Source organism: Pseudonocardia hydrocarbonoxydans, from assembly GCF_006539565.1.
GTDB lineage: Bacteria > Actinomycetota > Actinomycetes > Mycobacteriales > Pseudonocardiaceae > Pseudonocardia > Pseudonocardia hydrocarbonoxydans.
Genome location: NZ_BJNG01000008.1, coordinates 1 through 25,276 on the forward strand (window position 1 = coordinate 1; position 25,276 = coordinate 25,276).

Sequence of the window (25,276 nt, forward strand, 5' to 3'; positions counted from 1 at the left end):
CGCGGGGGGAGCTAGACGAGGCAGTTGCACTCCAGGAGAAGCGCCTGGAGGTGAACAGGAACCTCGGTGATGTCAATGGTATCGCGGCCGCGAGCTGGGATCTCGCACAGATCGACCTGCAACGCGAAAACTACCAGTCCGCATTCGAGCGGCTGGTGGAATCCTTTCAGCTACTTGTTCAGTTGCAACGTGTTGACGGAATCGCCATTGTCGGAAACACGTTGGGGCAGCTCCTCATCGCTGCTGAGTACCACGAGGATGCGAGGTCGGTCCTGCTGACGAGCCGGGCCGCGGCCGAAAAGCTAGGAAACGCTGATCTCGTCGAGCAGCTCACCACGATGATCGACGCACTGCCGGAACCCGAAACCGAGGAACAATGAAGATCTGCATAGACGGCGCAAGCTCGGCAGATGTCGAGGCGGCGCGCGGTGAGCTTGCCGAGTTAGTGGCCGGCTGGGGTCACACGCTCACGACTGAGCCGCCGGCAGAACCGGTGCCGACCGGGTTGCCGGGGCGGGACGAGCGGGTGATCGATCCCGTGTCGCTGACGGCGTTGATCGTGTCGTTGCCGTCGGCGACCTTGGCTGTGGCTGACCTTGTCGACCGCATCCGCAAGCGGCGACGGGCGGAGGAGCTGATCGACCGCGCCCGTCGCCTGGCTGCCCAGCGGGTCTCGGTGGTTGTGCTTGCTCAGGGGGCGCCGGTAGTGATCAGCGGCCTGGGGCCAGACCAGCTCCTTGAGCTGCTCGCTGAGGGCGATGCCGCAGGCGGGGTTTGAACCGCAGGCTGAGTTGATCGTTCGTGGTGCCGCTTGTGGTGCGAAACCCTGGCCCGTGGTGCGGTTCTGGTGGCTGTCGTGGCCCGTCGGGTTGCTGTTGTTGCTGGTGAGCGCCCCGTCGGGTGTGAGCGGGTTCTCTGGCAGTCAAGGGGTCAGGGGTTCGAATCCCCTCAGCTCCACCCAATCTGACCAGCGGAAACTCCGCTGAAGTTGTCCACACCGACAGTCTCGCCTTTCACCGGTCGCCTCCGCTGGTGGGTGACAGCTGACGGGTAGGGGAGCTGGCGTACCGCCCGCCCAGCAACCGCAGGCATGCTGCCGTTCCCTCGTTGAACCCGCCGGGCGAGAAGCCGCTCCGCTGCGACCGTCCCCGCGAAGTCGATACCCCAGTTCCGAGCCAGGTCGCGCCGCCGCAGGGCTCTCGTAACGCCACTGCTCCAGCGAGCACCGCTACCCGGTGTCGGCCCGATGGCCTGCCGTCGTGATCACCTCGTCGAGCGCCCGGAGCGCACGGTCGACGACCTCGACGCGCGGCAGCAGCGGCGCCAGTGCCCTGATCCGGCCGACGACTGCCGGGCCGAGGCGACCGCCGATACCCGCCTCCAGCGCGCGGTATCGCTCCACGTCGTCACCTCTGAGGGCCGGTGCCGCCGGCGCCGCGCACGCAGCGGCGAGCAGCAGTGCCGCGGTGTCGTCACGGTCGAGCGCGACCAACAGCTCGGCGAGGATGCGCAGGGTCGTCCAGAGCTGCGGCCAGCTCCCGGTCCGCAGCTCGTCGTGCAGCAGCGGACCGGCCAGGTCGAGCGCTTCGGAGTGCCGGTCGAGGCGGGTCAGTGCGGACAGCAGAGCGATCCGGGCCACGGCCGACACGTGCGCCGCACCGCGCCCCGCACGGGCAATGGCGGCGGCCAGGACGGGGACCGCCGCCTCTGCATCCTCCAACAGGAGCGTCTCGCCCGTCGCGTAGGCGGCGAACGCCCTCGTGTTGACCGCGCCTGTGGCCTCGGCACCCGCACGCGAGTGCGCGGCGTGGTCGCGGGCAGTGGACAGGTCCGCGGCGTACCCGGCGAGCAGGGCGAGGGTCGCGTGGACGTCGGCCCGGTACGCGGGCGGCAGTCCCTCGATGGCCAGCACGGAGCGGTACCACGCCTGTGCTGCGTCGTGCCGACCGCGGTACAGGTCGGAGATCCCCAGGGCGAGCATCGCCAGGAAGCTCTCCTCGGGCTGCGCCGCGTGCCGCAGCGCCTCGGTGGCCAGGTTCTCGCCGAGGTCGAGCTCACCCCGCTCGACGGCGGCGAACGCGCCCGCGCCGAGGGCCAGCGCCGCGGCCCGGGTCCGCCGGACGAGGGGGTCCCGGGCGACGTCGCGGATCAGATCGTAGAGACGGGCGTCCGGCGACCAGTGCAGGCACAGCGCCAGGTGACCGGTGATCCGACCGGCGTACTCGGGGTGAGACGAGCGCAGCGCCCACCGGACGGCGGCCGCCAGGCTCGCACGGTTGCCGTCCAACCGCGCCAGCGCGGCCTCACCCGCTGGTCCCGTGAGGTCCCGCGCGGCCCCCTCGGCCAGGAGCAGTGCCCATTGAAGATGGGCCAGCCGCGCCTCGCGCGCAGCACCCGCCTCGTGGAGCCTTTCGCTCGCGAACGCGCGCACGACCTCCAGCAGCCGGAACCGTGTCGCGCCGGTCACATCGTGGGCGGACACCAGGGACGCCTCGACCAGCCGGGCCATGCCCGTGGCCACCGGTGCGACCACGCACGGGGCGGCCACCTGCTCGGCGGCGTCCAGGTCGAAGTCACCGTCGAACACCGACAGCACCGACAACAGCAGGCGCTCGTCGGACTCGAGCAGGCCGAAGGACCATTCCACAACCGCCCGCAGGCTCCCGTGCCGGTCGCGACCGTCCTCACCGAGCAGGTCGAGGCTGGCCCCCAGCCGGTCTCGAACCGGCTCGAGGCCGAGTGTCGCCGTCCGGGTCGCAGCCAACTCCAGCGCGAGCGGCAACCCGTCGAGCCGGCGGCAGATCTCCGCGACGGCCGGCAACGAGTCCCCGGTCACCGCGAACGAGGGCCGCACCCGTCGCGCCCGGTCGGCGAACAGCCGGACCGCGGCGGTGAGCTCTGCGGTCCGAGCCGGGGTGCCCCACACGGGGACCGGCAGCGGATCGAGCGGGAGCACCTGCTCGTGGGCGTGCCCGAGCCGGTGCCGGCTGGTGGCGACCACCCGAACACCGGCACAGCGCCGGTGCAGCGCCACCACGAGCGTGCGGCACTCGTCGAGCACGTGCTCGCAGTTGTCCAGCACCAGCACGACCGCGGCGACACCGAGGTACTCCAGGACCGCCTCGCGCTGCAGGTCCGTTCCGGCGTCGACGCCGAGGGCGGCCGCGACCGCGGCGTCCACGTCCCCCGGGGCGACGGCGGCGAGCTCGACCACGGTGACCGGTAGACCGACCCGGTCGCCGAGCACGGGCAGCACCTCGGCGAGCAGGCGGCTCTTGCCCACCCCGCCGGGCCCGGTGACGGTGACCAGGTCGTGCTGCTCGGCGACGTCGACCAGTATGGCTACCTCGTCGTCGCGACCGACGAACGCCGTGCCCGTGACGAGCCACCTCGGTGGTGCGGGGGCGCGCCGGTGGCGGATCGCCGGAGCGGGCAGGTCGTGGCCCAGGATGCGGGCCTCGAGATCGCGCAGCGCGGGCGACGGGTCGAGGCCGAGATCGTCGGCCAGCAGCCTGCGGTAGTCACGGTAGCGCTCGAGCGCGTCGGTGGGCCGGCCCGCCCGGTACAGCGCGGTCATCAGCAGGCCGCGGGCCCGCTCGCGCAGCGGGTGCCCGGTGAGGAGCGCCTCGAGCCCGACGACGGCCTCCGCGGGCCGGCCGAGCTCGAGCGACAGCTGGGCACGGTCCTCGACAGTGGTCAGCCGGAGCTCGTCGAGCCGGGCGGCCTCGGCGGTCGCGAAGTCCCGGTCGGCGAACTCGGTGTACGCCGGGCCCCGCCACAGCGCGAGCGCCTCCTCCAGCAGCACCGCGGCATGCTCGGCCGGGGCCTCGCCCGCCCGGGCACGCAGCGTCTCGAACCGGGCCGCGTCCAGGGCATCGGTCTCGAGGACATACCCGGCCGGCTCGGCCCGCAGCGCCCCCGCACCCACGACCGCGCGCAGCCGGGACAGCGCGGTGTGCAGCGCCGAGCGCGGGTCGGCCGGGAGCGCGTCACCCCACGCGGCCTGCACGAGGGCGTCCGCAGTCACCGGACGGTTTGCCCGCACCAGCAGCGCAGCCAGCAGGACCCGCCTGCGGCCGCTCGGCAGTGAGACCGGCGCCCCGTCGCACCGAACCTGCAGCGCACCGAGCACGCCGAAGCTCGTGGCCGATCCACCCACGGGGCCGATTATGGCCCAGGATTCGGTGCCGGGACGAACCTCCGGCCGGTTGTGCACGCTCGCTGTGAGCCCCGTGAAAGCCACTGCGCCCATCCTCGTCGCGTCCGTCGTTCGACCCGACCGGTGAGAGGAGCCCGTGATGGATCTGGACAGGAACGAGGTGGAGGCCTTCGCCATGCAGGTGGCCGGGCTGTTCACCGGGGCGGTGACCACGGCCATGGTGGTCGTCGGGGACCGGCTCGGGTTGTACCGGGCGCTGGCGGGTTCCGGCCCGGTCACCCCGGCGCAGCTGGCCGCGAACACCGACACCCACGAGCGGTACGTGCGGGAGTGGCTGGCCCAGCAGGCGGCCGCCGGGGTCGTCGGGTACGAGTCGCGTGACGACACCTTCACCTTGCCACCGGAGCACGCCGCGGTACTGGCCGACGAGGACTCCCCGGCCGCGATGGCCGGCGCGGCGTTGCTGCCGACCGGACTGTTCCGACGCACCGACCGGATCGTGCAGGCCTTCCGCACCGGCGAGGGTGTGCCCTGGGACGAGCAGGACGAGGCCGTCTTCGAGGGCACCGAGCGGTTCTTCCGGGTGAGCTATCGCAACAGCCTGGTCGAGGAGTGGATCCCGGCCCTGGAGGGGGTGGCGGCCAGGCTCGAGGCCGGCGCCCGGGTCGCGGACGTCGGTTCCGGCCGCGGCGCGGCGCTGCTGATCCTCGCCGAGGCGTTCCCACGGTCGCGGTTCGTCGGCTACGACACGCACCCCGCGTCGGTCGCGGTCGCCCGTACGCGCGCCGCCGAAGCGGGCGTGGCCGATCGGGTGCGGTTCGAGGTCGCGGGCTGCCACGGGTTCCCGAACGAGGGCTACGACCTGGTGTGCTTCTTCGACACCCTGCACGACCTGGGCGATCCGGTCGGCGCCGCCGCGCATGCCCGGCACGCCTTGGCGGAGACCGGGACGGTGATGCTCGTCGAGCCTGTGGCGTGCGACGAGCTGGGCGCGAACCTGGCGGACAACCCGCTGGCGGCGATGCAATACGCCGCGTCGACGGGCCTGTGCGTGGCGAACTCGCTGTCGCAGCCCGTGGGGCTCGCCCTGGGTGCACAGGCCGGCGAGGCACGGCTGCGCGACGTCCTCGCCGAGGCCGGGTACCGCCACGTCCGCCGGGCGGCCGAGAACCCGTTCAACATGGTGCTCGAGGCCCGACCGTGACCGACGACGTCCTCGCTGCGAGGCGTCCCAGGACCGGTGTCGCCAACCCGACCGGGTACCCGAGCGCGCCGAGGTCGGCCATCTGCGTCACGGCCGGTTGTTGGCGATCTTCACCACGGCCACCGACGCCGATGCGGGGTCCGAGCCGACACAGGAGAGCAACGGCGCGTTCCGGTCATCACGCAGGAAGATCGATTGGTCGACCCACTCCGGCTCCTTGCCCTCGCACTGCGGTGGGTCGGTGCGCTGGCTGGTCAGCTTGCCGAGCTCGGTGGTGACCGTGCCCGCGAACTCCTCGAACCACTTGGTGCTCAGGTGCTCGACCACGGCGGTCGCCTCGGTGCGGTCGTCGTTCCACTGCACCGGGACGACGTCGGTGGGGCCGAGTCACCAGCACGACCGCCCCGGCGATCAGCGCGAGGGTGGTGGCCACGACGATCGTGGTACGAGCGCGTACGACGATTCCCCGCACCGCGTGACACCGCGGGCGGACGACCCGGCGGTCGGGAGGCTGCGACCCGCGAACACCGTAGTTCGCGCAGTGCCGACGCCGACAGCGGAGGTGCACCCCGGCTCGTCGGCTGCGACGGCGGTCGCAGCACGGTGCGCGGGTTGCCGGGCTTCGGGTTCCCGGGGGAGCCGAGCATGATCGACCCAGAGTGACGGCGCACGGTCCCGTACACACGATGGGATGTCGGATCACCGGACCGTGTACCCCCGGGCCGGGTCGGCGCGTTGACGGGATACCACGCCTACGGAGCTCTGCCCGGATCGTGGCTCACGCCGTCGGGGCCGGGCGGGGCGAGCGTCGTGTGGTCGTAGGTGCGGTGGACCCTGCCGGGGGGCTTCGGCCAGGTCCACCGCTTCTCCATCCTGCGCCTCACCGGCGTCCCGACGCCCGTGCCGTCCTCCGGACGACGCAGTGTTCAGGGCCGTCCGCGGCCGGGTACTCCGACCGAGTGCCCGACCTCCTGGAGCTGGCGTTGTCCGCGGAACCGTCCGCGCCCTCGCGCGTCCGCCGGGCGGTGACGGACTGGCTCTTCCCGTTCTGCGGCCGGCAGCCGCTGTGCGAGGCCGCGGAGGACCTGGTCTACGCGGTGAGCGAGGCCGTGTCCAACAGCGTCGACCACGCCTACGCGGGATCGCGCCGTGGTGGGGTCACCGTCCGCGGGCGGTTCCGGCCGACGGGGCGCGGCCCGGTCGGCTGCTCCACCGGCGTCCGGGTGGAGCTGGTGGTCGTCGACACCGGACGGTGGCGGGAGCCGCGCGAGGTCCCGGAGGGCCGCGGCCGCGGGTTGCGGATGATCGGCGCGTTCGTCGACGCCGTCGAGGTGTCGCAGGACGGGGACGGCACCACGGTCACGCTGCGGCGGCTGCTCGACTGCCCCGCAGGCTGAGCGCTACCCCAGCACCGCGCCCGGTCCCGCGGCCGCGACCAGCTGCGCGAGTGCCGTCCGGCTGTCGACCCCCGCGGTCGTCATCCGCGCGGCGACCAGCCCCGCCACCAGCGGCGTCGCGAACGACGTGCCGCTCCACCGGGCCAGGTCCGGGAACAGCATCCGGTAGCCGTTCCGCGGGGGCTCGTTGTAGGTGTAGTGCCCCACGGGGTAGGCGTTGATCAGGCCCTCGCCGAGCGCCCACACGTCGACCCAGGGCCCGACGTTGCTGAACCAGGCGGGGCCGGCCCGGTCGAACCCCAGGGCCCCGACGCCGGTCACCTCCCGGAGTGCGGCCGGGTAGAACTCGCGGGGGCTCGCGTTGTTGCCGGCCGCGGCGAGCAGCAGGGTCCTCTCGTTGGCCGCCAGTGCCGCGGCGACCTCGGGCCCGGACAGGTTCGGCACGTTGTTGCGGGTGTGCCCGCCCGCGGAGAGGCTCACGACGTCGAACGGGCCGACGTCGGTGATCACCGGCCGGCCCTGGGCGTCGACGCCGGTCTGCACGCGGCCGTTGATCATGTCGATGAGGTCGGCGAACACCTCGGTCTCGACGTTGGCGCCCGCGTGCCGGTAGTGGTTGGAGACCCAGATCTCCGCGGCGGGGGCGGCGCAGCGGGCCACGCCCGCGATGAACGTGCCGTGGCCGGCGTAGGCGTGCAGCGTCGGGGGTGCGGTGGTGGTGTCGACGTTCGGGTCGGGCTCCCCGGCGACGCCGCCCGCCAGCCAGGCGTGGCCGGTGCCGGCGACGAACCCCGAGTCCGGCACCCCGATCCGGACGCCCTGGCCGAGGCCGGGGTCAGCCGCCACCCGGGGGTGCGGGCCGTAGCCGGGGGAGGGGACCGGGTCGGGCTCGGTGCCGGGGCAGTTCGACACCCCGCCGGTGATCGACAGGACGTGGTCGGGCGTCGCGAACCCCGGGCCGAGCGCGCCGTCGAGCCGGTCGAGCGCGGCGGGGACGCCGAGCTCGCCGTCGTCGAACAGGACGAGCGCGATGTTCTCGGGCACCCGGCGGCCGTCGTCGCGGCCCACGACCCGCGCACCGGGCAGCACGCCGGCGGCCCGCAGGACGCGATCGGCGTCCTCGGGGGTGGCGTTGCGCATCTGCACCCGGCCGGGCACGTACTGGTAGTGCACGTCGCGCTCGACGTACGGCTCGACCCGGACGTCGAGGTCGGCGCTGCGGAACGCGGTCTCCAGGATCCGGAACTGGGCGCGGAAGACCGCGTCGCCCATCTCGTCGTAGTAGTCGGGCATGTGCCCCACCTCCGTGTCTCGTCCCACCGCCGTCGATCGGACGAGCCCTTTTCCCGCCGTGCAGATACGTGGTACTCGTCAGCCGTGGTGGGTGTCGGTGTGCTGGAGCCTTCGGGCGAGGTGCTCGGACTGTTACCGCTGACGCTGTCCGAACCGCGGGTGGCGCTGCAGCGGGCGCGGGCGGTCCTCGCCGGGGCTCCGTCACCCCTGGACGCCTCCGTCGCGCGCCAGGCCGCGGGCATCGTGCTGCGCGACTTCGGCGACAGCCGCGAGGCCGTCCGCGAGCTGCGGGTCGCCCGGCGGCTGGCCCGCGCCGCCGGCTCGCGCCCCCGCGAGGCCGACGTCTGCGCGACCCTGGGCATCGCCCTGGTGATGTCCGGGCGCACCGCGCAGGGCCGGGCCGTCCTCGACGAGGCCGTCGAGCTCGCGGAGGGCGTCGCCGTCGGGCGCATCCTGATGCGCCGGGGCAGCGGGCTGCTCACCCTCGGCGAGCACGACGCCGCCCTGGTCGACCTCGACCGCGCCGTGCGGATCCTGCACTCCGCCGCCGACGAGCTGTGGGAGCCCCGGGCGCGCACCGCGCGGGCGTTCACGCTGCTCGCGCTCGGCGGCGTCGACCGGGCGCGCACCGACCTCGGGCGGGCCGAGGTGCTGCTGGACCGCGGCGGGCAGCGTCTGGAGTCGGCGCGCGCCCGGCAGAACCGCGGCGTCGTCGCGTTCCGGGCGGGAGACCTCCCGGCCGCCCTGGACTGCCTCGACGACGCAGGCGAGCGTTTCGCCGCGCTCGGCATCGTCGACGTCGACCTGCGCCTGGACCGCACCCACGTCCTGCTCGCCGCCGGGCTGCCGGCCGAGGCGATGATCGTCGCCGACGACACGCTGGCCCACCTGGACGGCATCGGCGGCACGGTCGCGCGGCGCGCGGAGCTGCTGCTGGCCGGGGCGGCCGCGGCCCTGGCCGCCGACGACCCGCAGGCGGCGCGGCAGCGGGCGGCCGAGGCGGCGTCGATCTTCTCGGGGCAGCGGCGGCCGTGGTGGCGCGCGCACGCGCGGCTGGTCGAGCTGCGGGCGCGGCACGGCGCCGGGGAGTCGACGGCGCCGTTGCTGCGCTCGGCCCGGCGCTGCGCGGCCGCGCTGGAGCGGTGCGGGTCGGCGGAGTCGGGCACCGCGCACCTGCTGGCTGGGCGGGTCGCGCTGGAGCTGGGGCGTGCCGACGTCGGGCGGCGCCACCTCTCGGTCGCCGCGCAGGGCCGGCTGCGCGGGCCCGCGGCGAGCCGCGCGGTCGGCTGGCTCGCCGTCGCGATGGCCGCCGACGCCGACGGCGACGCCCGCCGCCTCGCCCACGCCTGCGGCCGCGGCCTGCGCGCCGTCGACGAGCTGCGGGGCTCGATGCGCTCCTCGGAGCTGCGCGCGCACGTCACGGTGCACGGGGCCGAGCTCGCGGCGATCGCGCAACGGCACGCGCTGCGCCGCGGATCGGCCCGGCAGCTGCTGCGGTGGAGCGAGCGGTGGCGCGGCAGCGCGCTCGTCGCGCCACCGGTGCGCCCGCCCGCCGACCCGGCCATGGGGGCCGACCTGGCCGCCCTGCGCGAGATCACCAGCCGGCTCGACGGCCCGCACCCCGACGGCCCCGGCGCGGCCGCGCTGCGCCGCGAGCAGCGGCGCCTGGAGGCCGCGATCCGCGCCCGCGCGATGCGGGCGGCCGGGACGGGGCCGGGCGACGCCGGCCGGATCGACGTCGACGCGCTGCTGGCCGAGCTGGGTCCCGACCGGATGGTCGTGCTGGTCGACGTCGACGGGAGGCTGCACGCGCTGGTCTGCGGCGCGGGCCGGGTCCGGCGGTTCGACGTCGGCCCGACGGCGACGGCCACCCGTGAGGTCGAGTTCGCCCGCTCGGGCCTGCGCCGGGTCCGCCGCCGCCCCGACGCGGTCCTCGCCCAGCTCGGCGCCGCGGCCGACGGGCTGGCGCGCAGCCTGCTCGGGCAGGCCCGTCAGCACCTCGGCGACGGGGCGGTCGTCGTCGTGCCGCCCGGCATCCTGCACGCGGTGCCCTGGGCGCTGCTGCCCGAGCTGCGCACCCGCGCCGTCGACGTCGCGCCGTCGGCGGCCGCCTGGCTCCGCGCGCGCCGCGCCCCGCCCGCGCCGAGCGGGCGCGTAGTGCTCATCCACGGCCCGGGGCTCCCGTCGGCCGCAGGCGAGGTGGCCGAGCTGGCGCTGGGTCATCCCGGCGCCACGGTGCTGGGCGGGGGTGACGCCACGGCCGCCGCCGCGCTGGCCGCGCTCGACGGTGCCGACCTCGCGCACGTCGCCGCGCACGGCACGTTCCGGGCCGACAGCCCGCTGTTCTCCTCGCTGAGCCTCGACGACGGGCCCCTGACCGTCCACGACCTGGAACAGCTCGGCCGGGCCCCGCGCCTGCTGCTGCTGCCCAGCTGCGACTCCGCCCTGCTCTCCCCGGCCGGCGCCGACGAGCTGCTCGGCCTCACCAGCTCCCTGCTCCCGCTGGGCACCGTCGGGATGGTGGCGGGGGTCGTCCCCGTCGACGACGCCGCGACCCGCCCGCTGATGACAGCCCTGCACCGGCACCTGCGGGAGGGGCACCGGCTCGCGGAGGCCCTGCGCCGGGCCCGCGCGGGTGCGGGGGACGATCCGGTCGCGGTGGCCACGGGCTGGTCGTTCGTGAGCATGGGGGCCGGTTGAGCCGGGTCGTCACCGCCCCGCCGTCGACGGAACGGTCCGACCGGTGTGCGGGCTCGTCGGCGAGGGTCCTCGCCGTTCGCGCCGGTGCTCGGGGCCGCGCCGGCCCGTTCCGCGGGACGCCCGGGGGCAGCCGGTACTGACCGGCGCCTCCCGCCGGTGGGTCGGGAGGACGCGGGCACCCCATCGCGTTCCGCGGAACGCTCGCACCGGCGAGCGGCGGGCGTACAGGGTCGACTCGACGTCGATCAGGCGATCGCGGCGCTCCCGGGACGGTCCCCCCACGCCCGCACCGCGCCGCCACCGGCACCCGGTCACCGGGACCGCCCTGAACGGCCCGCTCGGCGCGGCGACGGCATGTCGGTGTCGCACGCCGCATTCAGGCGACGTGGTCGTGCTCGTGCGGTCGGCTGTGGGCACTGACGAGTTCGGAGCGGTATCGCGTACCGGTCGGGGTGGTCGTCACGACCGTTCCGTCCTCGCTCCCGGCTCGCCATCCGCGCGTTTCCCGGACCTGGTTGTGGAATGCGCACAACCCGCGGCCGTTACCGAATTCCGTGCGCCCGAGTTCGGACCAGCGGCGGATGTGGTCGAGGTGCCGGATCGGCGCGTCGCAGTAGGGCTCGCGGCAGCGCCCACCGTCGCGGGCACGGATCAGCGCGGCGAGCCGGCCGGTGAACAGGCGGCTGCGGGAGTCGCCGCCGATCACGATCCCGTCGCGGGTGACAAGCCGCCGCCAGGTGCGGCGTCCGTCGCCGGTGGTGAGCAGCGCGACGGGGACGGGTCCGTGGCCGGGGATCTGCGCCGGGAGCGGGCCGTGGGGGTCGACGAGCGTCTCGACCGGGACCATCACCTGGATCTCGACGTTCACGTCGCCCGCGGTGGCCTGCCCGGTGAGGCGCTCGACGAGGGTGTCGGCCATGACCTGGCCGCGTCCGCGGGTGACCGGCTCGGGCCGGACGGCGATCTCGTCGACGGCGGCGGCGAGCGCGGCGTAGCAGGCCATGGCCTGTTCGACGGGCAGGTGGGCGCTGAGATCGGCCATCCCGTCGGCGGCGGGGCGGACCGAGACGCGCCGGCCGGTGCGGGCGGCCCGGCAACGGGCGGCGAACGCGGCCGGGGCGACCCGGGCGGCGAGGGTGCGGGTGAGGTCGTGGATCCGGCGGACCCCGAGGGTCTCGATGCGGTGCCCGGCCAGCAGCGCGTCGACCTCGGCCCGCTGGGTCGCGGACAGGTGCGCGGTGGCGGCGACGATGGTCGCGGTCCGGTACTCGCTCAGCGCCCCGACAGCGTGCAGCGCCCGGACGTGGGTGTGCCCGTCGTGCAGGTCGCGGGCGATCCGGACCCGCCGACGCCCCTCGGTGGGGGAGACCCGGCAGGCGAGTCCGACCTGGGCCGCGATGCTGCGTTCGAGCGCCTCCGGGTCGACGGTTCCGCCGGCGGTCTGTGATGCCGCGTGCGCCCGGGCGAACTCGAGGATCGCCTCGGACTGTTCGGCAGCGATGGCTGCCTTCCGTTCTTCCAACTCCGTGATCCGGGCGACGAGAATCGCCTCGGAAGACGTGGTGGAACGGGTCGGGGACACGCCGTAATCGTACCAACGAATCGCCCGCAATGCGAACAGATGTTCGAATAACTCCCCGTTCGTTGGCCGTGCACTTCCCGGGTGAGGTCGAGGCGTCGATCGCGGCCCTGCGGATCGGCCGGGCGCTGGGCATCGATCCCACAGGCCAGATCGGATGACCTCGCTCCGCAGTCGGCCGGGACGGCGTTGCCCGGCCGGGACATGAACTCCAGTGTCGGCACGACGGCCGCGGGGCCGCGCCGAGGACGCGGCGGGCATGGCCTTCACTCTGGTTCCGCGGCGCCGCCCCGCCACGGCACGGTCAGGGCCCGATCGCGGTCGGTCGCCGACAACCGCCAGCCGGCACTTGCACCGGCCCGGCCCAAGCGGCCGGGCGGCATGGACGGGAACGGCAGCGCCCAGCGGTCCACGTGGACGGAGGATCAGCCCGTCGACCCGTACCGACCCGAGCCGGACTCCGTCACCGGCCAGGGCCGGTGGCCGCCGGCGTCGCGGAGGCCGACCGTCCGTCGATCGTGGCGGACCTCCGCGACGGGCGGGCCGTCAGCTCGCCAGCATCTCCGCGATCACGGCGTCGACGGCGGCCGGGTCCTCGGGGCGCAGGCCGAACATGCCGAAGTGGCCCATCGGGGTGTCGATCGGGCGGTAGTGCCCTCCTCGGATCTTCGCGCAGTCGTCCTCGCAGTCCTCCGGCGGGAAGAACAGGTCCTCGGAGAACGGAGCGACGAAGAACTGCGCGGTGATCCGGCCCAGTGCCGCGCCGAGGTCGCCGCCGGTGTGGGCGGAGATGTCGCTCGCGCGCCACTTGTGGCCCTGCGCGAGGAGGTTGTTGGGGTCCATCGGGGCGAAGTAGCCGCGGATGAAGCCCTGGCGGAAGTCGTCGGCGGAGACGAAGCCGAGGCCGCGCCACAGCTCCTCCCGGAAGAACCGGGCCGAGAGCCCCATCAGGGAGAACGCGACGGACAGGCGCGTGAGCCCCAGCCGGACCTCGGACGGGTCGTCGTAGAAGCCGTCGCGGAAGGCCGGGTCGGAGGTGAGCAGCTCGGTCCAGGTGTCGATGAAGATCTGGTTGTGGACGGGGTTGCGCGCGGTGGCGGCGAACACCGCGGCCCGCGGCACCATGTCCGGGAAGCGCACGGCCCACTCGTAGGTCTGCTGCCCGCCCATCGACCAGCCCAGCACGGCCTGCAGCGTCGAGATCCCGAAGTGCTCGGTGACGAGCCGGTGCTGCGCGACCACGTCGTCGGCGATCGCGACGAGCGGGAACTGACCGCGGTCGAACGGCGCCGGGGTGTTGGAGGGGCTGGAGGAGAAGCCGCCGCCGAACTGCCCGGGCAGGATGACGAAGTGCGTCGCCGGGTCGAGCGGGCGCCCCTCGCCGACGTAGTTCTCCATGAACGCCGAGGTGCCGGAGAACATGTGCGGGGCCAGCACCGCGTTGTCCTTCGCCGCGTTGAGCGTGCCGAGCGTCTTGTAGCCCAGCCGGGCGTTCGGGATCGTGTACCCGGTGGTCAGGGCGAAGTTGTCGAGCTCGAAGTACTCGTGCGGGCCGTGGATCTCGTCGGTGTAGTAGCCGGACATGGGGCTCCCTCGTCGTCGGGGGTGGTCACGGGCTCAGCGTGGGACGCGCGCTGTTCGGGGTCGTCGGCGCGTGGCCGGCGTCGGGCGGGCACGGGCGGGAGCCGTGCCGGGCGTGGAGGGTGCGGGCGGCGCGACGGCCCCCGGGTCGGTCGGGTCGTCGACGGGGATCCCGCCCACGCCGATCCGCACGGCCCCATCATGTCGGGGCCGTGCGGATCGTGCACCACCTATCGGGCCGGGTCGACCGCCACCGGCTCGCGATGGGCCTCGTGGTGGCCCGCGTTGCGCGGGGTGGCCAGCACCGCGCGCATCCCGTCGTCGAGCACGGCGTCGGAGAGGGCGCCGTTGCCCGCGAGCACGGTCTCCAGCGCCTCCAGCCAGTGCTCGTAGTACGACCAGGGTTCGGTGCCGCCGTCGTTCTCCCACTTCTTGATCGAGTCGATCAGCGAGAGCTGGAACTCCGACCACTCGTACTGGCCGTTGTGGTAGGCGGCCACGGCCATGGCGAACGCGCGGATCTCCCACGGATGGTCGAAGGAGCGCTCCCCGCCGGGGAGTGTGCACACCAGCTCCTCGACGCGCCGCCGCGCGTCGCCCAGCTCGGTGGCGGTCTGACGGAAGGCCATCAGGGTGCCGCCACCGGGCCGACGCCGATCATCGAGTCGCGGGTGACGAGCGCGGCGAGCGCCTTCTCGTCGAGGCCCTCGGTGCCGGCCGGGCGCTGCGGCAGCACCCAGTAGCGCATCTCCGAGGACGAGTCCCACACGCGGACCTCGACCGAGTCCGGCACGTCGAACCCGAAGTCCTCGCGCAGCACCTTGCGGGGCTCGCGCACGATGCGGGAGCGGAACTCCGGGCCCTTGTACCAGTTCGGCGGCAGCCCGAGCACCGGCCACGGGTAGCACGAGCACAGCGTGCAGGTGATGACGTTGTGCACGGTGTCGGTGTTCTCGACGACCACCATGTCCTCGCCCTGCAGCCCGCCGATGCCCAGCTCCCGGCACGCGTCGGTGGCGTTGGCGACCAGCCGCTTCTTGAACTCCGGGTCGCTCCACGCCTTCGCGACGACGGATGCGCCGAGCTGCGGGCCGACCTCGTTCTCGTAGATCTCGACGAGCCGGTCGATCGCCGCCGTCGTCATGATCCCCTTCTCGATCATGATCGACTCCAGCGCCTTGACACGGGCGGCGATCTCCTCGGGGGTGCGGACCTTGGCGCTCATGCGGCTGACTCCTGGCTGGTGGCGTGGGTGATGTAGGGCTCCCAGACGTCGAAGTAGACGACGCCGTTCGGCTCGGCGGCCTCGGCGCCCCAGAGCTCGGTGCTGGTGAACTTGACCGTGTAGACGTGCTCGGGGGCGTCGTCGCCGCCGTTGCCCGCGCTGTCGGGGTAGATCATCGTGCCGTGCGCCAGCTCGATCACGCCGGTGCGACCGCTGATGTAGCGGGCCTTGCGGGTGTGGCCGTAGGGCACGTCGTTGCTGACCGTGACCCGGTCGCCGACCGCGAACTTGGCCACCTTGTCCGACGGGCGCCCGGCCGGGACGCCGTTCTGGACCGCCCAGTCGACGAAGGCGAGCAGGTCGGGGTCCTCGCGCTCGGGCAGCGGGGCGTCGGGGTTCTCCAGGAAGTACTGGGTGCGCTTCTCGATCTCGTCCTCGTCGAGCACGCCCTTGGCCACGCCGTAGTGCTCGGCGGCGTGCATCCAGTGCTCGTAGTACGGCGAGAGCAGGTACACCGCCGGGTGCATCTTCTCGATGCCGTGACGGAACATGTCGACGCCGAAGAAGCCCGCGCGGAACGGCATGGAGAACATGGCGAACGCCGCCTTCTCCCACTCCGCGCGGAACACCGGCTCGGACTCCGGTACCGGGACGGGACCGAGCCCGTCGGTCCCCCCGAGGTCGTGTACGCCGTTCATGCCTGGCTCCCTGCGGTCGCACCTGCCGGCGTCGGGAAGCCCCCGACCGCCTGCTCGAACGTGTGGGCGACGCGCAGCACCGTCGCGTCGTCGAACTGCTTGCCGATGATCATCATTCCGGTGGGGAGGCCGTCGACCGGGCCCGCGGGCACCGAGCAGGCCGGGTGGCCGGTGACGTCGGTGACGCAGGTGTTGGTCACCATCTCCAGCGCCCGGCCGATGATCTCCTCGCGCGGGGCGTCCGGGTCGGGGATGGCCGTGGCGTGGATCGGCGTGGTGGGCAGGACCAGCACGTCGTAGCGCGACAGCGCCTCGTCGTAGGCGGCCCGCAGCTGCATGGCCACGTTCTGGGCCATGCCGTAGTGCTTGCCCTGGTAGGTGGTGAGCGCGTACTTCCCGGCCAGCAGCACCAGCTTGACGGTCTCGGAGAACTGGCTGCCGTCGGCGCGCCACTGGTTGCCGTAGTGCTCCATGACCTCCGGGTCGTAGAGGCCCTTCCAGTTCAGGCCGTACCCGTTGAGGTCGACCATCTGGGACGCGGCGCCCTCGGTGGCGATGACGTCCCAGATCTTCGCGCCGTGCAGGTGCCACGGGATCGAGACGTCCTCGACGACGAGGCCTGCGCCGCGCAGCGTCTCGGCCGCCGCGCGCACCGAGGCGTCGACGCCGGGATCGGAGTTGGGTAGGCCGAAGCCCTCGGTGAGGACCCCGACGCGCAGTCCCTCCGTGCCGCGGCCCAGCGCGGCCACGTAGTCGTCGGGCACGAGGTCGCGGGGCTGGCGGGGGTCGAGCCCGTCCGGTCCGGCGATCACGTTCAGCACGAGCGCGGCGTCGGCGACGGTGCGCGTCATCGGGCCGACGTGGTCGATCGACTGCTCGATCGGGAACGCGCCGGTGTAGGGCACCAGGCCCCAGGTGGGCTTGTGCCCGACGATGCCGGACCAGGAGGCGGGCATCCGGATCGAGCCGCCCTGGTCGCCGCCGGTGCCGACGTCGACGACGCCGGAGGCGACGAGCGCCGCGGTGCCCGACGACGAACCGCCGGTGGAGTGCGTCTCGTTCCACGGGTTGCGTACCGCCCCGGTGCGGGAGGTGTGCGAGCCGCCGGAGAAGCAGAGGTCCTCGCAGACCGACTTGCCGGCGATGGTGGCGCCCGCGGCGAGCATGCGGGCGACGATGGTGGCGTCGCGCCGCGGCGTGTAGCCCTCCATCGTCTTCGAGCCGTTCATCAGCGGGATGCCGGCGACGGAGGTGTTGTCCTTGACCGCCACGGTCTTCCCGGCCAGCGGCCCCTCGCCGCTGCCGGTGACCTGGCAGGTCACGTACCAGGCGTTGTAGGGGTTGTCGGCGGGCTCGGGACGGGTCCAGGCCCGGTCGGGCACGGCCGGGGCCGACGCCGCGTAGAGCTCCTCGACGGCGTCCCACGACCCGAGCAGGCCGTGCACCATCGGGGAGAACGAGGCGAGATCGGCGTCGTCGAGTCCGAGGCCGTAGTGCGCGGCGACCGCGCCCAGGTCATCGGGATCGGGGGGACGTACGGGCATGGCGTTCTACCTCCGGGAACCGGTGAGACCGCGACGCTATTGAGGTCTACCTACACACGTCAATAGGTAGTGGCACGTCGGCGGGCCGTTTAACCGGACCGACCCACGGCGAACCCGCCGGGCACCGCCTCGGCGACGAACAGCTCCTGGCGCACCGTCTCCGGCCCGGCGACGGTGACCGGCCCGCGCGGGAACCGCGCCCGGCTGCTGCGCAGCTCCCTGGCGATCGCCCGCGGCTCGTCCTCCCCGGCCCGCCGGGCCGCGCCCGCGTAGAGGTGCACCGCCTCGTAGGCCGCCTCCGCGATGCTCGACACCGGCGGGGCGAACCGGCCGTAGAGGTCGCGGTAGCGGCGCAGGAACGCGGCGTTGGCGGCGCCGTCGAGCTGCTCGAAGTAGCCCGAGACGCCCCACATGCCCTCCGACGCCGCGTCGCCGATCCGCTCGCGGGTGGGCTCGTCGAGGGCGAGGGTGAGGGTGCGGCACCGCTCGCGCACCCCCATCGCGTGGCACTGCCGCTCGAAGGCGACCAGGTCGGCCCCCACGAACGAGGACAGCACGACGTCGGCGCCCGAGGCCGTGATCCGCTCGATCAGCGGGGCGAAGTCGCGGGTGCCCAGGGCGGCGAACCCCTCGCCGACGATCGACGCCCGGTGGTCGGCCAGCACCGGCCGGGCCATCGCGTGCACGGCGAGCGGCCAGACGTAGTCGTTGCCCGCCAGGAACCAGCGGCGCCCACCGGCCGCCCGCATCAGCGGGGTGACGGCGGCGCGCAGCTGCTGTTCGGGCCGCTCCCCGAGCTGCATGCAGAGCTCGCCGCCCAGCCCGCCCTCGTTCATCAGGGTCAGCACCAGCAGCACCCCGGCCCGGCGCAGGTCGGCGGAGACCCGGGCGAAGGTGGCCGAGGTGGTGGTGGCCAGGATCGTGCGGCAGCCCGCCCGGACCAGCCGCCGGGCCTCCGCGACACCGGTGGCGGGGTCGGTGTCGTCGTCGCCGACGACCAGGCGCAGCGGCCTGCCGCGGACGCCGCCGTCGGCGTTGACCTCGTCGACGGCCATCGCGGCGAGGTTCTCCGAGGCCGCGGCGAACACGCTGCCCGGCCCGGACTTGCTGGTGAGCAGCCCTACCAGGTGCTCGCCGGCGTGCGCGCGCTCGGGGACGGGATGGCCGCGGCGGCGCATCAGCCAGGTGAGGCCGCTGTCGTCGAGGTCGGCGACGATCCGCACCCGGGTGCCGGCGCCGTCGGCCTCGAACAGCACCCGCAGCCGGCCCCGCCACGGCTGGTCGAGCCGCAGCTCGATGCGCCCCGGCCGCGCCGGGCCGGGCGGGCGCAGCGCGCTGATCCGCCCGAGCACCGTGATCCGCTCGCCGCCCAGCGGCGCCTGCAGCGTGACGACGGCGCCGACCGCGACCCGGTCGCAGGTGGCGTCGAACAGCCAGCCCGCCCCGGACGCGGAGCCGAACAGCGCGAAGACCGCGCGGGGCGGTGCCTCGATGCTCGTCTGCGCGTGCAGGGCGAGGCCGCCCATCACATGGCGCCCATCACATAGCTCTGCGGTCCGTACCGGGGGTGGACTCGGCGGCGGCCCTCGCCGCGTCGAGGGAGGACTGGAACAGCTCCTGCAGCAGGCGGATGACGTCCTGGGCCGGCCCCGTCGGGTCGACGGCGTACATCCGGAAGCGGCCCGTGCGCCGCTCGGTGATCAGGCCCGCCGTGCGCAGCACCCGCAGGTGGCTCGACACGGCGGTGCGGCCGACCCGGGAGATGGCGGCGGACAGCTCGCCCGCGCTGCATTCGTCACGCCCGGCGAGCACGGAGAGGATCTCACGCCGCACCGGGTCGGCGAGGGCGTCGAACGCCAGGTCGGAGGCCACGGGCCGAGAGTAGCCGATGACCGGCTGCGGACACCGGACGTCACGGGCTAGGGTCCCGTCCGTGGCCCAGCTCCCGCTCTACCTCTGATCCGGACCGCCCCGCGCCGCCCGTCACCCGACCGGCGGCGCGTCGTCGTGTCCCCGATCCGGTAGAGGTTCCGAGGAGTCCCCGTGAGTCACATCGCCATGGTCGCGCCGCCCGCGCACGGCCACGTCAACCCGTCCCTGCCCGTCGTCGCCGAGCTGGTGGCGCGCGGCCACCGCGTCAGCTACGCCGTGCCCGCCCCGTTCGCCGACACCGTCGCGCGCACCGGCGCCACACCCGTCGTCCACGCCACGCTGATGCCCGACGAGACCGCCGGTGAGCAGTGGCCGTCCGACCCGGTCGCGGGGATGGGGCTGTTCCTCGACGAGGGGATCGCCTCGACCCCGCTGCTGGCCACGGCGTTCGACGGCGACCGGCCCGACCTGTTCCTGGCCGACATCGGCGGGTACTCGGCGCGGGTGCTGGCCCACCGGTGGGGCCGCCCGCTGGTGCAGCTGTCCCCGGCCCGGGTGGCGTGGGAGGGCTACGAGGCCGACCCCGCGATCGTGGCGATGACGGCCGCACTAGGCCCTGCGCTGCAGGAGTACCGGTCCCGGTTCGCGGCCTGGCTCGCGGCCGAGGGCGTGCCGCTCGACGTCGACACGTTCACCGGACGCCCGCCGCGCTCGCTGGTGCTGGTGCCGCGGGCGATGCAGCCGCACGCCGACCTCGTCGACGAGGACCGCTACACCTTCGTCGGGCCGTGCCTGGACGAGCGCGCGCGCCGGGAGGACTGGCCGGCCTCGGAGCGGCCGCTGGTGCTGGTCTCGCTCGGCTCGGCCTACACCGACGTGCCGGAGTTCTACCGCGCCTGCTTCGCCGCGTTCGGCGACCTCGACCGCGACGTCGTCGTGCAGGTCGGGGCGCACGTCTGCCTGGACGCGCTCGGCCCGGTGCCGGCCAACACCCGCGTGGAGCGGTGGGTGCCGCAGCTCGCGGTGCTCGGCCGGGCGTCGGCGTTCGTGACGCACGCGGGGATGGGCGGGTGCTCGGAGGGGCTGTGGCAGGGGGTGCCGATGGTGGCGGTGCCGCAGGCCGTCGACCAGTTCGACAACGCCGCCCGCCTCGCCGAGCTCGGCGTGGCCCGGTACCTGCCGGCCGAGGAGGTGACGCCGGAGCGGCTGCGGGAGGCGCTGCTGTCCCTGGACGACCCGGCGGTGCGCGAGCGCAGCGCCGCCCTGCGCGACGAGCTGCGGGCGGCCGGGGGAGCGGTGCGGGCGGCGGACCTGGTGGAGGCCGAGCTGCGCTGAGCCGCCGTGCCCCGCCCCCGCCGCCGGGTTGCAGTGGGGTGGCTCCACTCCAACCCGGTTGCAGTGGAGCCACCCCACTGCGATGCCGGGCGGGGGGCGGTGCCGGGCGGGCGTCAGCGTTGTAGCAGGAGGAAGGGGGTGCCCTGGTCGTCGGCGCAGCGGGCGGCCGTGCCGAACGGGGCCGTCACCGGCTCGTCGGCCCGCCCGCCCGCCGCCCGGGCCGCGGCCACCGCCGCCGCGAGGTCGGGCACCGCGAACGTGGGGACGACCGTGGGCAGGTCGTGGCCGCCGGCCAGCCCGGTGCGGGGGCGGGTGCGCTCGCCGTCGACGGTGCCGTTCCAGAAGCCGGTGCGGTGCTCGTTCGGCGTGAAGCCCCAGCCGAGCACCGTGCCGTAGAAGGCGCGGGCGCGGGTGGCGTCGGGCAGCCGCAGCTCGGCGTACACCGGTTGGGCGACCGGCGCGCCGGGGCCCTCGAACAGGGCGAACGCCAGGCCCTGGTCGTCGACGCAGTCGGCCACGCGCCCGCCGTGGTCGTCGACGGGCTCGGCCGCGGTGCCGCCCGCCGCGCGCACCACCGCCACGGCCGCGTCGACGTCGGCGACGGCGTAGCCGCAGAACAGCCCGGTGCCCGGCCCGCCGCCGAACCCCAGCCGGCCCGGGTCGCCGAGGACGGCGCCGTAGAAGGCGCGGGCGCGGTCGGCGTCGGGGGTCCACAGGGAGGCGTAGACGATGTCGCCCGGCCGCGCGGCCGGGACGTCGCGGGAGACCATCCAGCGGTGCCCGGACGGGTCGAGCACCACCCCGCCGCGGCCGTACGGCGAGTCGCTGACGGGCCGCTCCAGCGTGCCGCCCGCGGCGACCGCACGGGCCACGACGGCGTCCGGGTCGGCCACCTCCAGGCGCAGCGACTGGCTCACGCCGCCGAGGGTGGCCGGCGCGGCCAGCCCCATCTCGGGGAACTCGTCGGCCAGCATCAGGACGCTGTCGCCCAGCGCCACCTCGACGTGGCCGGTGCGGCCGTCGGGCATGACGATCGGCTCGCCGCGGCGGACGGCGCCGAACACGGCCACGTAGAACTCGACGGCGGCGACGGCGTCGGTCACCGCGAGGTACGGGGTCAGCGTCCGCAGGCGGGCGGTCGTGCGCGGTGTCTCCAGCGTGGTGGTCACGGGGTCCTCCCTCGGGTCGAGCAGGGCGCGCTCCAGGCGGGCGCGCAGGTCACGGGCGAAGGCGGGGTCGGGGTCGACCGGGGTGACGGGGGCGCGCAGCGCGTCCAGGGGGTCGGTCATCGCGCACCCCCCTCGTAGCCCCGGCGGAAAGCGGTGCGGGCGCGGGCGAGCAGCGACTCCGTGGCGCGCACGGTGCGGCCCAGCGCGCGGGCGACCTCGGGCACCGGGAGGCCGTCGAGGTAGCGCAGGGTCAGCGCGGCGCGGTGCAGGGCGGTCAGGGTGTCGAGGACCTGGCGGGCCACCACGGCGTCCACGTGCTCCTCCCAGGGGTCGTCGAACGGCTCGGTGAGCTCCTCGACGGCCCGCAGGCCGCGCTCCTCCCGTTCGGCCGCCCGCCAGTGGTCGACGAGCTTGTGCCGCGCGATCCCGATGAGCCACCCGACGCCCATCGCCGGTGGCGGCTGCCGCCGGCTCGCGGTGACCGCGGCGAGGAACGTCTCCGCGGTGAGGTCCTCGGCGAGCGCCCGGCGCCCGCAGCGGGCGATCAGGTAGCCGTAGACCTGCGGCAGGGCCTCGTCGTAGAGCGCGAGCAGCGCGGGGCCCGGTTCGGGCCGGACGGCTGCGGGGCTCATACCCGGACGTCGCTCCCGGGGCCCGGACCCCGTCGCCGGATCACCCGATCGGACCACCGCACCCGCGAGCCACCGGACCGCCGCCCGCGCGTCGCGGGATCACCGCCCGTCCAGGAAGTCGCGGAAGACGCCCAGCCAGCGGTCGGCGGCGTCGAGGTGCGGGCCGTGGCCCGACTCGTCGAACATCTCCGCGCGCACCGACCCGCCCGCCGCCGCGTAGCGCTCCAGCAGCGCCCGGATCTGGCCGATCATCTGCTGCGGCGGGTACACCTCGGCGCCGGGCCAGCCCGCGACGACCCCGGACCAGCCGATCGCGCCGAACTCCAGCATCGACCCGTCGGCGACGACGAGGTCGCGCGCGCCGTGCGTCCAGAGCACCGGCGGCTTGTCCGCCACGTCGACCAGCCCGGTCCAGTCGCAGTACTTGGGCGACAGGGCGTTCAGGATCCCGCTGACGCCCGGGCCGAAGCCCGGCCAGTTCTCCGACGGCGTGGAGTCACCGGGGTAGCCGCCGTCGCCGACGAGGGTGAGCAGCACCTCGTCGACCAGGACGTCCTCGCGGGGCTCGCGGTGCGACGGCGCCCAGTACAGCGCGCGCATGACCCGGCGGATGGAGAACGGGCTGTAGTCGCTGCGGTCGCCCTCGCGCAGGCGCTGGACCAGCTCGGGGTTCGCGCCCCCGGCGCCGGAACCGGCGAAGTCGGGGTAGCAGGGCGTGCCGTCGGGGTGCGTGCCGCCGTAGCCGTGCGGGGAGACCGGGTCGATGAAGGTCAGCGAGGCGACGGGGCGGGCCATCGCGAAGCGGGCGATCGCGGCGCCCGCCGTCGACCAGCCGACGAGGTGCACCGGCGCGGTGACGTCGAGGGCGCGCAGGAGGGCGTCGAGGTCGTCGGCCCAGTCGTCGAGGCCGCGGGTGGCGTCGATCGGGGCCGGCTCGGAACGGCCGAAACCCCGCATGTCGGGGGCGATGACCCGGTACTCGGGGAGCCGGGGCATGAGGTGCTCGTAGAACCGGCTCGTCGAGAGGTTGCCGTGCACCATCACGATCACCGGGGCGTCGGCGGGGCCGGACTCCAGGTGGTGCATCCGGATGCGGTCGGTGGCGGTCGTCGTCGAGCGCACGCCCGGGAGGAGATCCATGCGCGGATGTTGTCGGGTGCCCGGACCACAGGTCAAGGCGACGACTCGGGGGGGGCGGGAACGGCGACCCGCGGTGGTTAGGGTCGGGGGATGACGGAGCGGTTGGGTGTGGCGGTCCACGGCGGGAACCTCGACACGGCGGCGGGTGCGGCGGCGCGGGCGGAGGAGCGCGGGTTCGAGTCGGTGTGGACCACCGAGTTCTACGACCGCTCGGCCACCGTGTCGCTCGCGGCGATGGCGCTGCGCACCTCGTCGATCACGATCGCCTCCGGCATCGCCTACGCGGTGGGCCGCAGCCCGCTGGTGCTCGCCGCGGAGGCCCGCGACCTCGCCGAGCTCTCCGGCGGACGGCTCGTGCTGGGCCTGGGCACCGGCACCCGCACGATGCAGCGCGACTGGCACGGCGTCGACGGCGCCTCGCCCGCGCCGCGCGTCGAGGAGCTGGTGCCGCTGCTGCGCCGGATCTGGGCGATGGACGCCTCCGGGGTGCGGCACGAGGGCCGCTTCTACCGGATGGCGCTGCAGCCCACCGCCGAGGTGACCCCCGCCGCCCCGATCCCGGTCTACCTCGCCGGGTTCAACGCGCGCATGGTGCAGGCGGCAGGTGCCGTCGCCGACGGGCTCGTCGGGCACCCGATCTTCACCCGCCGCTACGTGGAGGACGTGGTGCGGCCCGCGCTGGCCGCGGGCGCCGCGCGGACCGGCCGGACCGGTGAGGTCCCGGTCGCCGGGTACGTCATCACCAGCGTGGCCGACGACGGCGACCGCGCCCGCCGCGACGCCGCCGCCCAGATCGCCTTCTACACCGTCGTGCGGACCTACGCCCCGCTCGTCGAGCTGGAGGGCTTCACCGCCGAGGTGGCCGCCGTCCGCGACGCCTGGAAGGCTCGCGACCACGACGCCATGATCGCCGCCGTGAGCCCGGCGATGCTCGACCGGATGGCCGTCGCCGGCACCCCCGACGAGGTGCGCGACCGGATGACCGGCTTCCACGGCCTCTACGACCGGCTGCTGTGCTACGTCCCCAGCTACGGCCTGTCGACCGCCGAGACCGGCGAGCGGGTGGACGCCGCGATCGACACCTTCGGGCGCTGACCGGTAGGGGTTCTTCCCCTGGTCCACCCCCACCCGACCGCCCGGATCCCGCACTTCCCGGGTGCGCGGCCGGGACGCGCGGGGGTGGCGACCGGATCCCCGGTGCCCCGGCTGCGACCTACCGTTTCCCCACTCGACGGGCACGGTGACCACCTCCCCGGGCCCGTCGGGACACGACTCGCACCGGAAGGAGACCGCCATGACCACCACCCACCCGCACACCGCGATCGCGCTGACCGGCCGGGACCGCTCCGTGCTGCGCGCGGTGCGCGCCGGACGGTGCGAGGTCACCGGTTCGGGCGCGCTCGTCGTCGACGGGATCGGCTGCTGCGACCAGTTCCTCGGCGCGCGCCTTGTCCGCGCCGGCCTGATCGCCGCGCCCGGCCCGTCGCCCGCACCCGCGCGGCTCACGCCGTCCGGGCTCGCCCTCCTCGCGGCCGCGTGACGCCGTGGGTACCCCGCAGGCGGTCACCCCCGCCCCGCTGACCCGCGCCGACCGCTGCGACCGCTGCTCGGCCGCCGCCCTCGTCAGGGCCGTGCTGCCGGTGGGCGAGCTGCTCTTCTGCGGCCACCACGCCCGCGCGTTCCGGGCCGGGCTGGCCGAGGCCGGCGCCGTGATCGTCCCGGGGTAGCGACCCCGGGGACGCCTAGGG

At 74.7% G+C, this 25,276-nt stretch carries 23 protein-coding genes; 9 read left to right on the forward strand and 14 right to left on the reverse strand.

Translation table 11 applies throughout. The features are described from left to right. Both PHY01_RS04935 and PHY01_RS04940 read left to right on the forward strand, forming a co-directional pair. A partial coding sequence (locus tag PHY01_RS04935; protein WP_218030010.1) for a hypothetical protein occupies positions 1-380 on the forward strand: 380 nt, incomplete at its 5' end. Then, positions 377-778: a hypothetical protein gene (locus PHY01_RS04940; RefSeq protein ID WP_141277326.1), complete on the forward strand. Its 402-nt coding sequence runs from the start codon at positions 377-379 to the stop codon at positions 776-778. The genes PHY01_RS04935 and PHY01_RS04940, both read left to right, overlap by 4 nt. 450 nt (positions 779-1,228) lie before the next feature. Here the strand turns inward: PHY01_RS04940 and PHY01_RS04945 are convergent, their stop codons facing one another. Further along, positions 1,229-4,159, reverse strand: a complete 2,931-nt coding sequence (locus PHY01_RS04945; RefSeq protein WP_170183641.1) for an AfsR/SARP family transcriptional regulator — start codon at positions 4,157-4,159, stop codon at positions 1,229-1,231. 139 nt (positions 4,160-4,298) lie between these two features. Here PHY01_RS04945 and PHY01_RS04950 point away from each other — a divergent pair, with 139 nt between their 5' ends. Beyond that, positions 4,299-5,363 carry a class I SAM-dependent methyltransferase gene (locus tag PHY01_RS04950; protein WP_141277328.1) on the forward strand — a complete coding sequence of 355 codons (1,065 nt, stop codon included), beginning with the start codon at positions 4,299-4,301 and terminating at the stop codon, positions 5,361-5,363. An 87-nt stretch (positions 5,364-5,450) separates the two neighbouring features. On the opposite strand, the gene PHY01_RS04955 is transcribed toward PHY01_RS04950, so the two are convergent. Next, a complete protein-coding gene (locus tag PHY01_RS04955) occupies positions 5,451-5,726 on the reverse strand; it encodes a hypothetical protein (RefSeq protein ID WP_170183642.1) in 276 nt (91 codons plus the stop codon). Positions 5,727-6,322: 596 nt separating this feature from the next. Here PHY01_RS04955 and PHY01_RS26210 point away from each other — a divergent pair. Next, a complete protein-coding gene (locus PHY01_RS26210) occupies positions 6,323-6,760 on the forward strand; it encodes an ATP-binding protein (protein ID WP_170183643.1) in 438 nt (145 codons plus the stop codon). Between the two features lie 3 nt (positions 6,761-6,763). Here the strand turns inward: PHY01_RS26210 and PHY01_RS04970 are convergent, their stop codons facing one another. After that, on the reverse strand, positions 6,764-8,053 hold the full coding sequence (locus PHY01_RS04970; RefSeq protein ID WP_141277332.1) for a S8 family peptidase: 1,290 nt from the start codon (positions 8,051-8,053) through the stop codon (positions 6,764-6,766). A gap of 99 nt (positions 8,054-8,152) precedes the next feature. Here PHY01_RS04970 and PHY01_RS04975 point away from each other — a divergent pair, with 99 nt between their 5' ends. Next, the gene (locus PHY01_RS04975; RefSeq protein WP_218030011.1) at positions 8,153-10,753 is read left to right on the forward strand and encodes a CHAT domain-containing protein; all 2,601 of its coding nucleotides are present in this window, start codon (positions 8,153-8,155) and stop codon (positions 10,751-10,753) included. 376 nt (positions 10,754-11,129) lie between these two features. Here the strand turns inward: PHY01_RS04975 and PHY01_RS04980 are convergent, their stop codons facing one another. From PHY01_RS04980 to PHY01_RS05015, 8 genes are all read right to left on the reverse strand, one after another. After that, complete coding sequence (locus PHY01_RS04980; RefSeq protein ID WP_246085708.1) at positions 11,130-12,335, reverse strand: HNH endonuclease; 1,206 nt, start codon at positions 12,333-12,335, stop codon at positions 11,130-11,132. Between the two features lie 543 nt (positions 12,336-12,878). Next, positions 12,879-13,916: an alpha/beta fold hydrolase gene (locus PHY01_RS04985; RefSeq protein WP_141277334.1), complete on the reverse strand. Its 1,038-nt coding sequence runs from the start codon at positions 13,914-13,916 to the stop codon at positions 12,879-12,881. A 227-nt stretch (positions 13,917-14,143) separates the two neighbouring features. Next, positions 14,144-14,542, reverse strand: coding sequence for a nitrile hydratase accessory protein (locus PHY01_RS04990; protein WP_141277335.1), 399 nt, complete (start codon positions 14,540-14,542; stop codon positions 14,144-14,146). Further along, a complete protein-coding gene (gene nthA / locus PHY01_RS04995) occupies positions 14,542-15,138 on the reverse strand; it encodes a nitrile hydratase subunit alpha (RefSeq protein ID WP_141277336.1) in 597 nt (198 codons plus the stop codon). The genes PHY01_RS04990 and nthA overlap by 1 nt, the downstream gene beginning before the upstream one ends. After that, positions 15,135-15,836 (reverse strand): nitrile hydratase subunit beta, encoded by a 702-nt coding sequence (gene nthB, locus PHY01_RS05000; RefSeq protein WP_141277337.1) that lies wholly within the window; start codon positions 15,834-15,836, stop codon positions 15,135-15,137. Before nthB ends, nthA begins: the two co-directional genes overlap by 4 nt. Beyond that, the gene (locus PHY01_RS05005; protein ID WP_141277338.1) at positions 15,833-17,380 is read right to left on the reverse strand and encodes an amidase; all 1,548 of its coding nucleotides are present in this window, start codon (positions 17,378-17,380) and stop codon (positions 15,833-15,835) included. The genes nthB and PHY01_RS05005 overlap by 4 nt, the downstream gene beginning before the upstream one ends. Before the next feature lie 89 nt (positions 17,381-17,469). After that, a complete protein-coding gene (locus PHY01_RS05010; RefSeq protein WP_141277339.1) occupies positions 17,470-18,906 on the reverse strand; it encodes an ABC transporter substrate-binding protein in 1,437 nt (478 codons plus the stop codon). A gap of 13 nt (positions 18,907-18,919) precedes the next feature. Continuing rightward, on the reverse strand, positions 18,920-19,252 hold the full coding sequence (locus PHY01_RS05015; protein ID WP_141277340.1) for an ArsR/SmtB family transcription factor: 333 nt from the start codon (positions 19,250-19,252) through the stop codon (positions 18,920-18,922). A 171-nt stretch (positions 19,253-19,423) separates the two neighbouring features. Here PHY01_RS05015 and PHY01_RS05020 point away from each other — a divergent pair, with 171 nt between their 5' ends. Then, on the forward strand, positions 19,424-20,587 hold the full coding sequence (locus PHY01_RS05020; RefSeq protein ID WP_141277341.1) for a macrolide family glycosyltransferase: 1,164 nt from the start codon (positions 19,424-19,426) through the stop codon (positions 20,585-20,587). Between the two features lie 113 nt (positions 20,588-20,700). On the opposite strand, the gene PHY01_RS05025 is transcribed toward PHY01_RS05020, so the two are convergent. The 3 genes from PHY01_RS05025 to PHY01_RS05035 form a co-directional block, all read right to left on the reverse strand. Further along, complete coding sequence (locus PHY01_RS05025) at positions 20,701-21,876, reverse strand: VOC family protein (protein WP_141277342.1); 1,176 nt, start codon at positions 21,874-21,876, stop codon at positions 20,701-20,703. Then, positions 21,873-22,388 carry an RNA polymerase sigma factor gene (locus PHY01_RS05030; RefSeq protein ID WP_141277343.1) on the reverse strand — a complete coding sequence of 172 codons (516 nt, stop codon included), beginning with the start codon at positions 22,386-22,388 and terminating at the stop codon, positions 21,873-21,875. Before PHY01_RS05030 ends, PHY01_RS05025 begins: the two co-directional genes overlap by 4 nt. Before the next feature lie 99 nt (positions 22,389-22,487). Continuing rightward, on the reverse strand, positions 22,488-23,528 hold the full coding sequence (locus PHY01_RS05035) for an alpha/beta fold hydrolase (RefSeq protein ID WP_141277344.1): 1,041 nt from the start codon (positions 23,526-23,528) through the stop codon (positions 22,488-22,490). 90 nt (positions 23,529-23,618) lie between these two features. Between PHY01_RS05035 and PHY01_RS05040 the strand changes: the two genes are divergently transcribed. The 3 genes from PHY01_RS05040 (at position 23,619) to PHY01_RS05050 (ending at position 25,255) form a co-directional block, all read left to right on the forward strand. Next, positions 23,619-24,623, forward strand: coding sequence for an LLM class flavin-dependent oxidoreductase (locus PHY01_RS05040; RefSeq protein WP_141277345.1), 1,005 nt, complete (start codon positions 23,619-23,621; stop codon positions 24,621-24,623). Between the two features lie 199 nt (positions 24,624-24,822). Further along, positions 24,823-25,068 carry a hypothetical protein gene (locus tag PHY01_RS05045; RefSeq protein ID WP_141277346.1) on the forward strand — a complete coding sequence of 82 codons (246 nt, stop codon included), beginning with the start codon at positions 24,823-24,825 and terminating at the stop codon, positions 25,066-25,068. Between the two features lie 4 nt (positions 25,069-25,072). After that, positions 25,073-25,255, forward strand: coding sequence for a DUF7455 domain-containing protein (locus PHY01_RS05050; RefSeq protein WP_141277347.1), 183 nt, complete (start codon positions 25,073-25,075; stop codon positions 25,253-25,255). The last annotated feature ends 21 nt before the right edge of the window (positions 25,256-25,276 follow it).

What these genes read in the sequence shown, in the direction of transcription:
- PHY01_RS04940 (WP_141277326.1), top strand. Translation starts at nt 377, where the DNA reads ATGAAGATCTGCATAGACGGCGCAAGCTCGGCAGATGTCGAGGCGGCG.
- PHY01_RS04950 (WP_141277328.1), top strand. Translation starts at nt 4,299, where the DNA reads ATGGATCTGGACAGGAACGAGGTGGAGGCCTTCGCCATGCAGGTGGCC.
- PHY01_RS04970 (WP_141277332.1), bottom strand. Translation starts at nt 8,053, where the DNA reads ATGCCCGACTACTACGACGAGATGGGCGACGCGGTCTTCCGCGCCCAG.
- PHY01_RS04985 (WP_141277334.1), bottom strand. Translation starts at nt 13,916, where the DNA reads ATGTCCGGCTACTACACCGACGAGATCCACGGCCCGCACGAGTACTTC.
- PHY01_RS04990 (WP_141277335.1), bottom strand. Translation starts at nt 14,542, where the DNA reads ATGGCCTTCCGTCAGACCGCCACCGAGCTGGGCGACGCGCGGCGGCGC.
- nthA (WP_141277336.1), bottom strand. Translation starts at nt 15,138, where the DNA reads ATGAGCGCCAAGGTCCGCACCCCCGAGGAGATCGCCGCCCGTGTCAAG.
- nthB (WP_141277337.1), bottom strand. Translation starts at nt 15,836, where the DNA reads ATGAACGGCGTACACGACCTCGGGGGGACCGACGGGCTCGGTCCCGTC.
- PHY01_RS05005 (WP_141277338.1), bottom strand. Translation starts at nt 17,380, where the DNA reads ATGCCCGTACGTCCCCCCGATCCCGATGACCTGGGCGCGGTCGCCGCG.
- PHY01_RS05010 (WP_141277339.1), bottom strand. Translation starts at nt 18,906, where the DNA reads ATGGGCGGCCTCGCCCTGCACGCGCAGACGAGCATCGAGGCACCGCCC.
- PHY01_RS05025 (WP_141277342.1), bottom strand. Translation starts at nt 21,876, where the DNA reads ATGACCGACCCCCTGGACGCGCTGCGCGCCCCCGTCACCCCGGTCGAC.
- PHY01_RS05030 (WP_141277343.1), bottom strand. Translation starts at nt 22,388, where the DNA reads ATGAGCCCCGCAGCCGTCCGGCCCGAACCGGGCCCCGCGCTGCTCGCG.
- PHY01_RS05035 (WP_141277344.1), bottom strand. Translation starts at nt 23,528, where the DNA reads ATGGATCTCCTCCCGGGCGTGCGCTCGACGACGACCGCCACCGACCGC.
- PHY01_RS05040 (WP_141277345.1), top strand. Translation starts at nt 23,619, where the DNA reads ATGACGGAGCGGTTGGGTGTGGCGGTCCACGGCGGGAACCTCGACACG.
- PHY01_RS05045 (WP_141277346.1), top strand. Translation starts at nt 24,823, where the DNA reads ATGACCACCACCCACCCGCACACCGCGATCGCGCTGACCGGCCGGGAC.